The 14043-nt window shown below is 67.5% G+C and carries 10 protein-coding genes; 5 read left to right on the top strand and 5 right to left on the bottom strand.

What is annotated here, in order from left to right; genetic code table 11:
- Positions 1 to 33: 33 nt before the first annotated feature.
- The gene (gene pncB, locus ACWPWT_RS06905; RefSeq protein ID WP_261268758.1) at positions 34 to 1338 is read right to left on the bottom strand and encodes a nicotinate phosphoribosyltransferase; all 1305 of its coding nucleotides are present in this window, start codon (positions 1336 to 1338) and stop codon (positions 34 to 36) included.
- A 206-nt stretch (positions 1339 to 1544) separates the two neighbouring features.
- On the opposite strand from pncB, the gene ACWPWT_RS06900 reads away from it, so the two are divergent.
- Positions 1545 to 2312 carry a class I SAM-dependent methyltransferase gene (locus ACWPWT_RS06900; protein WP_454279087.1) on the top strand — a complete coding sequence of 256 codons (768 nt, stop codon included), beginning with the start codon at positions 1545 to 1547 and terminating at the stop codon, positions 2310 to 2312.
- 106 nt (positions 2313 to 2418) lie between these two features.
- Here the strand turns inward: ACWPWT_RS06900 and ACWPWT_RS06895 are convergent, their stop codons facing one another.
- The 4 genes from ACWPWT_RS06895 to ACWPWT_RS06880 all read right to left on the bottom strand — a co-directional run bounded on the left by ACWPWT_RS06895 (position 2419) and on the right by ACWPWT_RS06880 (position 9687).
- Positions 2419 to 2820, bottom strand: a complete 402-nt coding sequence (locus ACWPWT_RS06895) for a hypothetical protein (RefSeq protein ID WP_454279086.1) — start codon at positions 2818 to 2820, stop codon at positions 2419 to 2421.
- Positions 2821 to 2883: 63 nt separating this feature from the next.
- Complete coding sequence (locus ACWPWT_RS06890; RefSeq protein ID WP_454279085.1) at positions 2884 to 6303, bottom strand: S8 family serine peptidase; 3420 nt, start codon at positions 6301 to 6303, stop codon at positions 2884 to 2886.
- A 274-nt stretch (positions 6304 to 6577) separates the two neighbouring features.
- Complete coding sequence (locus ACWPWT_RS06885) at positions 6578 to 8110, bottom strand: family 43 glycosylhydrolase (RefSeq protein WP_454279084.1); 1533 nt, start codon at positions 8108 to 8110, stop codon at positions 6578 to 6580.
- A gap of 53 nt (positions 8111 to 8163) precedes the next feature.
- The gene (locus ACWPWT_RS06880) at positions 8164 to 9687 is read right to left on the bottom strand and encodes a hypothetical protein (protein WP_454279083.1); all 1524 of its coding nucleotides are present in this window, start codon (positions 9685 to 9687) and stop codon (positions 8164 to 8166) included.
- A 214-nt stretch (positions 9688 to 9901) separates the two neighbouring features.
- Here ACWPWT_RS06880 and ACWPWT_RS06875 point away from each other — a divergent pair, with 214 nt between their 5' ends.
- The 4 genes from ACWPWT_RS06875 (at position 9902) to ACWPWT_RS06860 (ending at position 14025) form a co-directional block, all read left to right on the top strand.
- Entirely contained in the window at positions 9902 to 10603 is a 702-nt protein-coding gene (locus ACWPWT_RS06875) for a glycosyltransferase (protein ID WP_454279082.1), read from the top strand.
- Between the two features lie 151 nt (positions 10604 to 10754).
- The gene (locus ACWPWT_RS06870; RefSeq protein ID WP_454279895.1) at positions 10755 to 11228 is read left to right on the top strand and encodes a glycosyltransferase; all 474 of its coding nucleotides are present in this window, start codon (positions 10755 to 10757) and stop codon (positions 11226 to 11228) included.
- Positions 11229 to 11471: 243 nt separating this feature from the next.
- Positions 11472 to 13619 carry a TonB-dependent receptor domain-containing protein gene (locus ACWPWT_RS06865; RefSeq protein ID WP_454279081.1) on the top strand — a complete coding sequence of 716 codons (2148 nt, stop codon included), beginning with the start codon at positions 11472 to 11474 and terminating at the stop codon, positions 13617 to 13619.
- Complete coding sequence (locus ACWPWT_RS06860; RefSeq protein WP_454279080.1) at positions 13609 to 14025, top strand: hypothetical protein; 417 nt, start codon at positions 13609 to 13611, stop codon at positions 14023 to 14025. Before ACWPWT_RS06865 ends, ACWPWT_RS06860 begins: the two co-directional genes overlap by 11 nt.
- The last annotated feature ends 18 nt before the right edge of the window (positions 14026 to 14043 follow it).

Genomic DNA, 14043 nt, shown 5'->3' with positions numbered 1-14043 from the left:
TCATGCTCGCCCGCGCGGCACCACTGACATGGGCTAGACGGTCACCGCCGTCGCCTGTCGCCCCTCCTGCCCGAAAATGCGCAGATAGCGCGCGATCTCGCTCGGCTGGCCGGTCGCCTTGGCGGGATTGTCGGACAGCTTGACCGCCGGTCGGCCATCCGCGCTGATGACCTTGGCCACCAGCGAGATCGGCTCCAGCCCCGCCTCGCCCGCCGGATCGCATCCCCGGAAATCATTGGTCAGGTTGGTTCCCCAGCCGAAGCTCATCCGGACCCGGCCATGGAAATGGCGATAGGTCGCCTCGATGGTGTCGATATCCATGCCGTCGGAGAAGATCAGCAGCTTGCCACGCGGATCGCGGCCATGGGCGCGCCACCAGTCGATGATCTGCTCGCCGCCCTCGATCGGCGGCATCGAATCGGGGCGAAAGCCCGTCCAGTCGGCCAGCCAGTCGGGGGCGTGGCGCAGAAAGGCGCTGGTCCCGAACGCATCGGGCAAGGCGATCAGCAGGTTGCCGTCATACAGCGCCTGCCATTCGGCCAGCACCTTGTACGGCGCCGCCGCCACCCCCGCATCGTCGGGCGCGAGCGCGGCCATCACCATCGGCAGCTCATGCGCGTTGGTGCCGATCGCCTCCAGGTCATTGTCCATCGCCAGCAGCACGTTGGACGAGCCGATGAAGCGCGCGCCCAACCCTTCCTTCAACGCCTCGACGCACCAGCGCTGCCACAGAAAGCCGTGCCGCCGCCGCGTTCCGAAGTCGGAAAGCACCAGGTCGGGCAGTTCGCGCAACCGCTCGACCTTGTCCCACAGCTTGGCCTTGGCGCGGGCGTAGATAATGTCGAGTTCGAACCGACCCTTGCCCTTCAGCGCCGCGCGCGAACGGAGCTCGTTGACGATGGCGAGCGCAGGGATTTCCCACATCGTCGTATGCGCCCAGGGCCCTTCGAAATGCAGCTCGAACTGGCCATCGACGGTGCGCAGTTCATATTCGGGAAGCTGGAACCGGGCGAGCCAGTCGATGAATTCCGGCTTGAACATCCGCTGCTTGCCGTAAAAACTGTTACCCGCCAGCCAGATCAGCTCCTTCTTCGTAAAGCGCAGCGTGCGGGCATGATCGAGCTGTTCGCGCAACTCGCGCTCGTCGATCACCTCGGCCAACCGGACCGAATGGCTGCGGTTGATGAGCGAGAAGGTCGCATGCACATCGGGATGCAGTTGCCGGATCATCTGCAACATCAGCAGCTTGTAGAAATCGGTATCGAGCAAGCTGCGCACGACCGGGTCCAGCCGCCAGCCATGGTTGTAGACGCGGGTGGCGATGTCGGTGACGGGCATGATCGGTCCTTGGCCATGGCGCTGCGCATGCGACGGGAGGTACCGACGCCGGAACGCGGCACCCCGTGCATCCGGTTGCAAGACCATGATCGCGCCCGGATGTCAGCCCCTTTGTGTCTTTGTCCGCCCCTCGCCGCCTGCTTGGCGAGCGTCCGTGGTCGCCCTATGCCGACCTCCCCCATGCGATCAGGACGCGACACTCTTCGATGACATCTCCCACCCCTGGCCTGTTCGGCCATATCGAGCGGCTTCATGGCGACCGTCCTTGGGGCACGATGCTGGATGCCGGGACGGGGACGGGATCGCTGCGCTGGATCGCCACGCTTCCGACCGAGCGCTGGACCGCCGTGACCGGGGCGGCGGGCTATGCCCGGCAATTGCGCGAACAGACCAGGGCCAGCCGCCGTCCGGGCGACCGCATCCTGCTGGGCAATTGGGAACAGCCGACACTGCTGGCGGGCGAGCGATACGACACGGTGCTGGCCGACTATCTGCTGGGCGCCATCGATGGCTTCGCGCCCTATTTTCAGGACCGCCTCTTCGCCCGCCTGCGCCCGCTGACCGCCGGGCGGCTCTATATCGTCGGACTGGAACCCTATGTCACCGCCGAGCCGCCCATCGACCCGGCGGAGCGGATCATATGGCGGATCGGGCGGCTGCGCGATGCCTGCCTGTTGCTGGCGGGCGAGCGGCCTTATCGCGAATATCCCGCCGACTGGGTGATGGACAATCTGCGCCGCTCCGGCTTCCGCCCGGTCGATCTGCAGCATTTTCCGATTCGCTACGGCACGCGCTTCGTCGAATCCCAGATCGCGATGCTACCCCCGCGCCTGGCCAAGCTGACCGATCGCGCCCTTGCCGCGGCCATGAACGCCCAGGCGGCGGCCCTGCGCGAGGAGGCATTGGCGGTGATCGCGGAACAGGGCGCGCTGGCCTGCGGGCGCGACTATGTGATTGCGGCGGAGCCCGAATAGGCCGACCATGAATCGTGCCGTGTCGGCGGCAGGTTCGAAGGGATCACATTCGACCAGGCCCTTTGGACGACGTGGCACCAGGCATCCGCACCATCGGATGCCGAAATCAAGTGACCGGTCGCGCCGGAGTGCCCCAGGTCGGACGCGAGGCGCCGGTCCATGTCTCGACCAGACGGTGTTGCGCCCTGGCCGAGAGTCCCCGCCATCGCGCCTGCTCGCGCGGCGACAGCGCATAGAGGGTCCAGCCGCGCATCCTCATACATTGTTCGATCGTGTCGGGGACGGGCGCGATCGGCTTGGGCAGGTCGGGGGCGGTTTCGTCCGGCGACATCAGGGCGCGGTCGGTCTCGATCATCGGTCCCGTGGTGATCGCGCGACAGCGTCGCAGGTCGGCGTCCCGCCCGGCGATGGTCGCGCCCGGACGGTTGTAGAAATGACCGGGCGGAGGTGCCGGGACGGGCAAGCCCTGGCCCATCAGGGACGTAGTCGCGATGAGCAGACGAAGCATCCGGGCATCTTCCTCCTTCCCGTCCGGGGAGCGGATCGGCCACCGCCCCCCGGCTCAGCCGGATCAGAACGCGATGGCGAGCCCCGCGCGATAGGCCTGGTTGCGGACATCCGAGCGCGCGACCGTGGTGTCGGCCGCGACCGAGACCGTCATCCTGCCCGTGCGATAGGACAGCCCCGCCGACAACTCGCCCCAGTCGCGATCCTGCGTCGCGACGGCGAAGGGAATGCGCAGCGCGGTGCCGTTCGCGAAGCCGACAAAGGCCACGTTCGGGCGATCCTCAAAATCATGGACATAATAGGCGGAGGCGAAGGGGCGCAGGCCCCCGGCATCGCCATCGAGTTGCAGGCCCGCACGCCCCTGCACGCTCAGGAAACTGTCCCGATCATAGGCCAGGGCCGGGCCGGTGCCGCGCTCGGGGGTCGGGGTGAAGTCGATCCGGTTGGCGCGCATCGACACGCGCGGGCCGAAGCGCAACGCCTCGCTGCCCGCCTGATACGCCGCCCCCAGTTCGGCCGACAGCGCCAGGGCGTTGTCGCGAGCGCGCAGGTCATAGGGCGTGCCGAGGAAATCGCCGGTCCGACGGGTGGTCGACTGATAGACCCCGGCGCTCGTCTGGACGTCGAGTACGGGGCCCAGCGATCCGCCGACACGCCCGTATAGCGTCCCCTGGATCAGCTCGCCGCGCGCCGACTGGCCCAGCCGGATCTTGCCGTCCAGTTTGGAATAGGACAGGCCGAAGCCGAGCATCACGGCATCGCTCGCGCGCGCCTCGACACCGGTCGCGACATAAAAGCCGTCGAACCGGTCACGCCCGCGCGGGAGCGTGCCCGGCATCGCCGCGCCCGATCCGTCGATATAGCCGCCCGCCAGATACATGGCCGCATTTTCGGGCAGCACGCCTTCGCGCAAGGTCGTGGCCGGCGTGTCGCTGACCATCGCGGCCTGACCGGGCATCGCGATTTCGTTGGCGGCGAACTCCATCGGCTTGCCGATCATCGCGATCGATCCCCCCTGGAACCGATCGGGGGCCATGGCGGCGATACGGTCGCGGTAGAAGCGGGCCATATTGTCGGTCGCGGTAGTGCCGATCGCACGGCGCATCGTCTCCGAACGCGGGGCCAGCGACTCCAGCGTCCCCTGGATCGTCGCGACCGACTGGAGATCCAGCGGGTCATACACGCCGGACAGCGCCGCATAGGCCGAGCGATTGCCGTCGAGCAGACGGCCATAGGCCGCCTGGACCGGCGTCGCCGCCAGCTTGGCATAGGAGGATGCCGCGACGCTCGCGGTCACCGTGGTCGCGGCATAGGAGAGTTGCGGATAGAGGATGGCGCTGAACGCGGTCGCATCCCCGAACCCGCCAAAGACCCCGCTGCTGGCGGTCAGCACGGTGTAGCGGTCGCCGAAGCGCGGCACATGGCCCAGCGGGCGCAGCGTGATCGTGCCGCCCCCCAATATCGCCTGGTTGGCGATCAGCAGGTCGGAGGTGCCGTTGGCGCCGATGTCGACGACATAGTGGCTGCCCGCGGCCAATATGGCGGTGCCGGCCACGCTCAGCGTGCCGATCGCCCCCGCATTGCCGGGGGACAGGATGCCCCCGCTTTGTACCGACAGCGCGGCCAGCCGGCCATTGCCGCCGATGGCCCCGCCGGACGCGGCGGTCAGTGCGGAGCGGGTCAGCGCGCCGTTGACGGTCAGCAACCCCTGTTCGACCCGCGTCGGGCCCGAAAAGCTGTTGCTGCCGGTCAGGATCAGCTCGCCGCCGCCGCGCTTGGTCAGCCCGCCGATATCGCCCGAAAAGCCCGCCAGCACCGCGGCCGAATAGCGGTCGCGCGCATCCTGGATGTCGTTGCTCCAGACATCCACACCGCCCGTCGCGACATTCACCTCGCGCGTCTGGCGCAGCGCGGTCGGCCCGCGCAGCGCGACCTCCATCTGCGGCATCCCCCAGCCCGAGCGCAGGTCGACCCCCGGCGTATCGAGGTCCTTGGAACTCGACACCAGAATATCGGAAATCAGGCCGGTATTGTAATCGGGAAAGCGGCTCATGAGCACCGCGGCGAAACCCGAGACGTTCGGGGCGGCCATCGACGTGCCGGTCAGCGCAGCATAGCCGGGGCCGGTCAACGTCAGGAACTGCTTCATATCCGCCTGAAGCTGGGCATTGGCCTTGGTCAGCACCGCCCGGGAGAAATCGACGCCGAGCAGATCGGCATTGCTCGCCACGATCCCGGCAAGGCGGCTGGTATAGCCGTCCGGATCGCCACCGGCGAAGCGGATGCCATAAGCCAGCGAGATGCCGACCGCCTGCTGCGCGAGCAGCGTGCTTTCCGCATCCTCGTCGAAGGCGGCACGGGTCCGCTGCGCGGCGGACTTGCGGCTGAGATAGCCGTTGAGCACGCCGATCCAGGCATTGACCGCGGCATTCTGAAGCGTGGCCAGGGTCGTGGCGCTATAGATGGCCGGATAGGCGGCGCGGGTATATTTGGCGCGGATCGCGGCGACGTCGAGCGTATAGGTGGCGACACCCGAGACGATCGCGCTGCCCGGCGCCGCGACGCACCAGGTCGCGGTCTGGCCGCACAGGCTGGAACTGGGCGCGGCGGTCCCGTCGGCCAGATAGTTGGCGACCGACAGCCAGTTGGAGCGCAACCGCATGTCGCTCAGCGGGGTGACGGCATCGATGCTGGCATGGACGCCGCCGCCATTGCCCGCCGAAAAGACGACCAGCACGTCGTTCTTCAGGACCGGATCGTAAAAGCCGTTCAGCGTCTGGGCGAACTGCGCCCGCGCCGTCGCGAGCGAGACGGTATAGGGCAGCGTGGTGCCCGATCCCCAGCTATTGTTGATGATCCGGACCCGACCGGTGCTGGCAAGGCCGACGATATTCTCCTGCGCATTCGCGACGGGCAGGTCGTCCAGGACGCCGTCGCGCCACCACAGGAAATCGCCCGCCGCGAAATTGGTCGTCGCGGCCAGGATGTTGGCGCCATAGGCGTTGCCGAACATCACGCCGTTCGCCAGCCGGTCGCCCGCCGCGGTCCCGGCGACATGCGTCCCATGGATTTCCCAGGGGCGGCGTGGATTGACCCGGCCGTCATTGCCGTAACCGGACGGCACATCGGTGCGATAGCCGGTCAGCTTACCGGTACCGGCGAACAGCGGATGATCGAAGGCGACACCGGCATCGTTGATCCCGATCGTCTGACCGCGCCCCGTCAAGCCCAGCACATAGGCATATTCCATGCCCAGCGCCGCCTTGGAATAATCGACCCTGAACTGCGCATCGTTGCGCCACGATGCGAGGGCGGCGTTATAGTCGGCGGTCTGCTGGCCATTGGCCAGGATGTAACCACCCGGGGGCGGAGGCGGCGGAGTCGCCTGGGTCTGTGCCTCGGCGGGCGACAGGGACAAGGCCCCGCTCAGGGCAGCGCCAGACAGGGCGATACGCAACAACGTACGATAGGACTTCACGGTCATGCAGAATTTCCCCGGTCGGACGCCTGTCGCGCCGACCCCGATTCCCGCAATCATGACAGTTTTGGTTTAATGACAATGCTTTGTCGGCGGATTTTCTGACTATTATGGTCAGAATGGCAAAATTGTCACAGAAGCCTGATTTTTCTTATGAATATGAGAATCAAGGATAAAATTTGCTCAGCTTGTGATCCAGGGCGGCGACCGCCACGAAGGCTGGTCGCCCGGTACGACAGAACCGGGAGGCTGTGAGTAACTTCGGCTTTTTCGCAATGACTTAACAGGATGTCGGCGCGATGTTTGGGCGGGGTGTCGGCGCTGCCGCGCCGGGCGATAGCGCCTCCCATTCCTGAACGGCCAGCCCCGCGTGGACGCCCTTCATCCCCGACGCTTCCATTACCGCACGCAGGCAACGGGTCGTAACGGTGGGGAAACGGACCGTCTGGAACCCGTCTATCCCGGTCGGATAACGGGCCGCGATTCGCCGCCAGCCCTTATCCCAATATTCCAGATGCCAGGCCGCAGGCGGGGCGACGCCTTCGCTCGCCCCGGCGGGATGGTCGGCGAAGAAGCGGATGCGGCTGGCGTTCAGCGTCACCGGCGCGGGCCAGCGATATTCGATCCAGGCGCTCGGCGGGTTCGCCTGCGTCCAGTTGCCCCACATGTCGGGCGGCAGCGGGCTGGTACGCACCACACCATCGTTCAGCGCCGCGATCCAATATTGCACCGGCCCCGGCGCGTTGGAGGCGGTGGCAAAGGCGCCTGGAGCGACATTGCGCGTCGGCCGGGGCGGCGGAGCAGGGGCCTTGGTCGGTGTGACCGGGCGGATCGCGGGGGGTGAGACGCTGTCGTCCCAGCGCATCGGATCGATCGCGACCGAGCGGCGGAAATGCCCGCCCCCCGTCGCATCCGCCGTATGATAGGCGAGATACCAGCGCCCCTTGAACTCCACGGCTCCGGCATGGGAGGTGGTCGACGATACCGGTCGCAGCACCACCCCGCGATATGTCCATGGCCCCATCGGCGAGGGCGCGGAGGCATAGGCCTGGCACGCATGGTACAGCGTCGGGGTACAGGGACTGTCGGGCCCGGCGTTGTTGGCGGCGTAGAGCAGATAATAGGTGCCGCGCCGCTTCATGATCCAGGGCGCCTCGAAGAAGCCGGTCGCCCCGGTGACGACCCGTTCGGGGCCCTTGGGGGTGACCATATCGGCGGCCAGCTCCATCGCCCGCAGCCGCCCGAAGGTGCCCCAATAGATATAGACGCGGCCGTCCCCACCCTTGGCATCGTCGATCAGAACGCTGGGGTCGATATTCTGGATGTCGTTGGCGACGGGCGTCTGCTGCGAGATGATCGGCCCGGATGGATGCGCATCGCGCCATGGCCCGGTCGGGCGATCGGCCACGGCCACGCCGATCGCGAAACGATCCTTCGCTCCGCCGCCCCGCTGGAGCACCGGCGCATAGAGATAGAAGCGCCCATCCCGCCCCTTCACCATCTGTCCGGCATAGGCACGACCCGGCTCGGCCCAGGCGAATACCGCCTCGGGCCGGGCGATGGCGGGGTCATGCCGCCACACGCCGCTGGCGGGGTCTTTCGTCGACAGCAGCTGCCACTCGTTCATGATGAAGTCGTTGACGCCTTCGGGCGCCTCGTCCCGCCCCGCCAGGATCCAGAGCGTGTCCCCATCGACCAGCGGCGCGGGATCGGTGGAAAAATAGCGCCCGTCGGACAGGATCGGATTGCCAGCCGCACGGACCGTTTCCGGCGTCGAGGGCGCGAGAAGCGCAGCGAGGAGGATGGGGATCATGGCGCGCATCCTGACCCGCCCCATCGAGTTTGTCGATATAGTATACGGTTCTGTCAGGGTATCGCCAGTATCGCGGTACTGGGGCAATGGTCGGGCACTGCCCCCGGCCCGCGTCGATAAACCAGCCGTACCCGGCTAGGTCCCGTGGGGATACAGGCGGCGAGATGATAGTCCTTGGCCAGCACGTCGCTCAGCACCTTGCGCGTGGCGGGGTTGCCGAAGGTGAAGCGGGGATAGTCGTCGACGATCGCGCCCGGCCGCGCGGCCAGGATGCGGCGGATTTCGAAGACCGGATCGACGCCGAGCGCGGCCGCGCGCGCCTCGTCGCTCGTATTAAGATGGCCGGGAAAGACCCATTTCGACGGCAGGCAGCTATGGGTCAGCATGTAGAGCGCCGGATAGCCGTCATAGACATAGAGGCAGCCGCGATCCGGCATGGCCGCACGGGCGATCGCCATCGCCTCCGCCGCGCCGCCCTTGGCGCGTTCGCTCAAGGTCAGCACGATCTGTCCGGCCACCGCGATCACCAGGATCAAACCCAGCAGCCAGCCGCGCCGCCAGCGCCCCAGCGCGGGCGCGGCGGCGAGGGTCGCGGGCAGGACGATGGGCATGGCGTAATGCGGGCTGCCGAACCGGCCATAGAGCAGGACCGCGACCGCCGTCACCGCCAGCCAGACCAGCAGAAAGCCGAACCCGTCACGCCGTTCGGGCGCGACATGCCGCCATGGCCGCCCCAGCGCGATGACCAGGCCGAGCGGTAACAGGATGCCGACACAGCCGGCCAGCCCCTCCAGCTCGGTCGCCAGCGGCCGCGCCGCCTGTCCGCCGAGCGAGACCAAATTGGCGAACAGCCACGCTTCGCCCTGCCCCATCGCGGCATAAGCGCCCCAGGCCGCCAAGGTCGGCAGCAGCGCCAGCGCGACCCAGACCAGCGCCATGACGGCCAGCCGGACCAGCGGCACTTGGCTGTGCCAGCCGAGCCACAACAGGATGCAGCCAAAGGCGATCCCCTCGGGCAGCACCGAATATTTGATCTGGAGCGCCAGCCCGACCGCGCTCATCGCGCCCGCGCCACAGGCGAACAGCCGCCCCCGCCGCTCGACCGCGCGCAGCACCAGGCTCGCCGCGACCAGGATCAGCGCATTGTAGAAGACGGGCGACTGCCCCCCTTCCCCCTCCATCAGGTTCAGCCACAGAATATAGAGGATCGCCGCGCCGATCGCGGCGGCTGGCGGGGCGAATGCCCGCGCGATACGCTGCACGCCGTACGCGGTGGCGACGACGAATCCCGTCGCGACCAGCTTATAGGCGAGGAAACCCCCTTCCCCAAATATAGCGCCCAGCGCCCGCGCACCGGCATAGATCAGGAACAGCCCGATCGGCTTGCGATCGAAAATGTCGACATAGGGTAGTGCGCCGTGCAGCATCCGATCGCCGACCAGCAGATAGAATTGCTCGTCGAACCCGATCACCGGATTGCCGAAGCCCTGCGCCCGCACGATCACCGCCACCAGCGCCAGCAGCCCCCAGGTGGCGACCGGCCCGATCCCGCGACCCTGTCCGCTCATGTCGTTCATGCCCGGCGGGTGGGTCGCTTTGCGGGCAAAGGCAAGCGGAATTGGCGCGGGCCGGCAGGACAAGGGGTGGGACGCCGCGCGACGGCCGAACATGACAGCGACGTCACCAGTGCTTATAGGCGGGAATATCGACCATTTTCTCTGGCCGATCTATGGATGGGGTGATGGGGCGACTTCCGCGACGATTGGGGCACGGCTTGGGGCGGGCGGCACCTTGCGCGTTCTGACTTTTCTGCACAGTTTCGAGCCTGGTGGGGTGGAGCGGATCGCGCTGCGCCTCGTCCGCCGCTGGCGCGAGACGGGGATCGATGCGCCGCTTTTCCTGGGGCGGACCGATGGGGCGATGGCCGAGGATGTCGGCGCGGGCCTCGATTATCTGAGGCCGCCCCGCCGCTGGCCGGGGATCGCGCATTGGGAAACGATCTGGATGGTCCTGACCCTGCCGCGCGTGGTGCGCGCGGTGCGGCCCGACCTGCTGTTCTGCGCGGGCAATACCTATGCCTTTGTCGCGGTCATGCTGAAGCTGGTGCTGGGGCGGAACTGCCCGCCGATCGTCGCCAAGATCAGCAACAATCTGGACCGGGCCGACGCCTCGCCACTCTACCGGCTCTTCTATCGTTTCTGGCTACGTATCCAAGGGCTGGCGATCGACCATTTCGTCGGCATGGAAAAGCCGATGCGTGCCGAGATCATGCAGGGCGTGCGCGTGTCCCCCGCCCGTGTCGCGATCATCCCCGACCCCGCCTTGTCCGAGGCGCAGATCCTGGCGCTGCGCGAGCCGGTCCCGGCGCCGATCCCCGCCCCACCCCCGCCCCCCGCACGCCGCTTCGTCACCATCGCCCGGCCGGCCCCACCAAAGAACCCCGCGCTGATGCTGCGGGGTTTCGCGCGGGGAGCGGCCCCGGCGACACGCTGACCCTGTTCGGCGAGGGGGGGGGGGGGGGGGGGGGGGGGGGGGGGGGGGGGGGGGGGGGGGGGGGGGGGGGGGGGGGGGGGGGGGGGGGGGGGGGGGGGGGGGGGGGGGGGGGGGGGGGGGTTTCGCGCGGGGGAGCGGCCCCGGCGACACGCTGACCCTGTTCGGCGACGGGCCGGAGCGCCCCGCGCTGGAGGCGCTGGCATCGTCGCTGGGGATTGCCGGACGGGTCGATTTCCGGGGCTATGTCCCCAACCCCGCCGCGCTGCTCAGCCAGTACGACATGCTGCTGCTGTCCTCGCATTATGAAGGCGTGCCCGCGGTGATCCTGGAGGGGCTGGCGGCCAATATCGGCATCATCGCCACCAATTGCAGCCGGTCGATGGCGACCCTGTTGCAGCAGGGTGCGCTGGGGACCTTGGTCCCGGTCGGCGACGAAGCCGCCTTCGCCGCCGCGATCGCCACCGCCCGTCCCCATAGCCAGGATACCCGGCGCACGCTGCATCAGGCGCGGCGCTTCACCATCGAACATGGCGCGGACCATTATATCCGGGTGATGCGCGGCGTCCTGCGCACCCGAAGGGCCCCGGCCCCGATGCTAGCCGAGCCGGCAACGCCGACGCGCTGACCCGGTTCGGGCCGCTCGCGAAGATGTCGCACGAGGAGGATGCGACGAAATGCTTTCGCTTGCCCGACGCTATAAGTCGTTCGGATCGCGCTCATTTTGTCCATGCCGCGATCTCTTCAACATGCACGTCAAGCTCTTCCCGGAAAAATGCCTTAATTGTGACATGGTTGCCACAGTATTTGCCGACTTCACGTCGGCGATGGGAGTGGCTGGACGATGGGATGCAAAGGGAGCGCGCAGGCCATGCGCCGCGCGGCATGGTCGATCGTCGCGATGGGGTTGTCAGGGCCGGCCTTCGCGCAAGACGAGGCGAGCCCCGCCCCACAGACGGACGCTCCACCCGCCGAAGTCACCGTCACCGGCAAGCGCATCCCCGGCTCGGTCATCGGCGCGGTCGCACCGGTCGCAGTGCTCGATGCCCAGGCGATGGAGGCGATGGGCGCGACCAGCCTGAGTGACCTGTTGAAGAAGGTGAAGGCGCTGACCAGCTCCGTCAGCGGGGGCGAGCCGGTGATGCTGCTCAACGGACGACGCGTCTCGGGCTTTTCGGAGTTCCAGTCGCTGCCCTATGAGGCGATGGAGCGGGTCGAGGTGTTGCCCGAACAGGAGGCGGCGCGCTTCGGCTATCCGCCGACGGTGCGGGTGATGAACTTCATCACCAAGAAGAAATTCCGGGCGGTGACGGTGCAGCAGCTCCCCAGCCTGATGACGGACGGTGGCGGCGCGACCAACTATGCCGAGATCACCTCGGCCCGGATCGACGGACCGCGCCGCCTGACCTTCAGCGCGACGCACCTGCATGTCGATCCCGTCTTTCAAAGTCAGCGCGACATCGTTCCCGACCCCGATATGATGTTCGCGACGACAGGCAATGTGACGGGTGTTGGCGGGGCCAGCCTGGACCCTCGGCTCGACCGCCTGACCGGACGCGCGGTGACGGTGGCTGGGGTACCGACCGATCCGGCCGCGCGTCGTTCGCTTGACGCCTATGCCGATAGCCCGGTCGCGGTCACCGATCCGGGCCGCTATCGCACGCTACAGCCGCTGACCGACACGATCGAGGCCCAGGGCGGGCTGGCTTCGCCCATCGGCAAGACCATGTCGGGATCGCTGACGCTGTCGATGAAAGCCGATCGGAACAAGGGGCTGAATGGCCTTGCCCCCGCGACGCTGCGCGTGCCGGGCGGATTGGGGGCGTTTCCCTTTGCCGATGATACGCTCCTCTATCGCTATCTGCCCGACAGCGTGCTGCACCAGCGGACGACCAGCATGGCGCTGCATGCAGGTGGCACCCTGTCCGGCGATGTACGCCGCTGGACCTGGACTGTGACGGGCAATTACGATCGGCTGGTGTCGCGCAGCATGTCGGAGACCGGCGTGCCGTTGGGCGCGTTGCAGGCCGCGATCAATGCGGGCGGCGATCCGATGGCGACGGTCGATCCGGCGATCGCGACCGCCCGTACCGTCAATCGCAGCCGGGCGGCATCCGACACGCTGGGGATCAAGGCGACCGCCAATGGCCCAGTCGTCCGCCTGCCCGCGGGCGAAGCTCAGCTGACCGTCACCACCGATTACAGCCGAATCGACAGCGATGCGACGACCAACCTGGCCCTGATCTCACCGGAGCCGTTAGAGGGTGTCGAGCGCACTATGCGCGGGGCTAGCATCAATGCCAGCGTCCCCCTCGCTTCGGCGCGGGAAGGCGCGCTGTCGCTTCTCGGCGAGTTGCAGTTGAGCGCCATGGCGGGCGTATCACAGGTGTCGAATTTCGGACGCCTCAACACATCCAATTGGGGTTTGAACTGGACGCCGTTCGGCCCGGTTCAGCTCAACGCCTCGGTCAATGTCGCGCAGACCGCACCCGCCGTCACGCAACTCGTCGCGCCGGTGCAGGCCACGCCCAATACGCCCTTTTTCGACTATGTGACCGGGCGCAGCACGCTCGTCACCACCCTGCTCGGAGGCAATCCCGACCTGGCGCCCGAACGGCGGCGGATCACGACGCTGGGCATCGCGGTACAGCCGATCAAGGACAAGGACATCCGCTTCGGCCTGGATTATCTCGATACGCGGATCGACAATCAGGCCGCCTCGCTGGGCGGGGCGACCCCGGCGTTCCAGCGGATCTTTCCCGACCTGTTCGTCCGCAATGCGCAAGGTGCGTTGACCAGCGTCGATCTGCGCCCGGTCAACCTGGCGTTCGAGCGCGAGCGCAAGCTGCGCCTAACCCTGACGTTCAGCGGCCCGCTGGGCAAGAGCCCGACGCCTCCGGCCGCGCCGCCCGCCCCCGACTCCGCCAAGGCCAGCCCGCCGCCTCGCCCGCCCAAGCGCCCCCTATCTGTCGGTCACGGCGACGACCAATTACCGACTGGAGGACCGGTTGACGCTTAGGACCGGGGGGCCGGCGCTCGATCTGCTCGACGGTGCGACGCTGAACGGCACGGGCGGGCGTCCGCGCTGGGATGTCGATCTGAACGGCTTCTTTTCCTATGGGCCGTTCAATGCCGGTATCTTCGGTCGCATCCAGGGGCCGAGCCGTATCCGCAGCGACATCGCTGCCTCCGACCTGCGCTTTTCGGGGCTGACCTCTCTGGGGTTCTTCAGCTCGATCGACGCACACAAGCTGATCGACAAACCCTGGACGGACAAGATGCGCATCCACTTCATCGTGGACAATCTGCTGAACGATCGGATCAACGTCACCGACCGCAACGGCGATACGCCCAACCGCTTCCAGCCCGCCTATATCGATCCCGTCGGGCGGTCGATCCGGATCGGGGTGCGCAAGCTGTTCTGATCCCGCCCTTCCCCGTCA

The organism is Sphingomonas sp. Marseille-Q8236 (genome assembly GCF_965112005.1).
The sequence above is the reverse complement of the archived record's forward strand: the minus strand, read 5'-3'. Positions and strand labels throughout refer to the sequence as shown.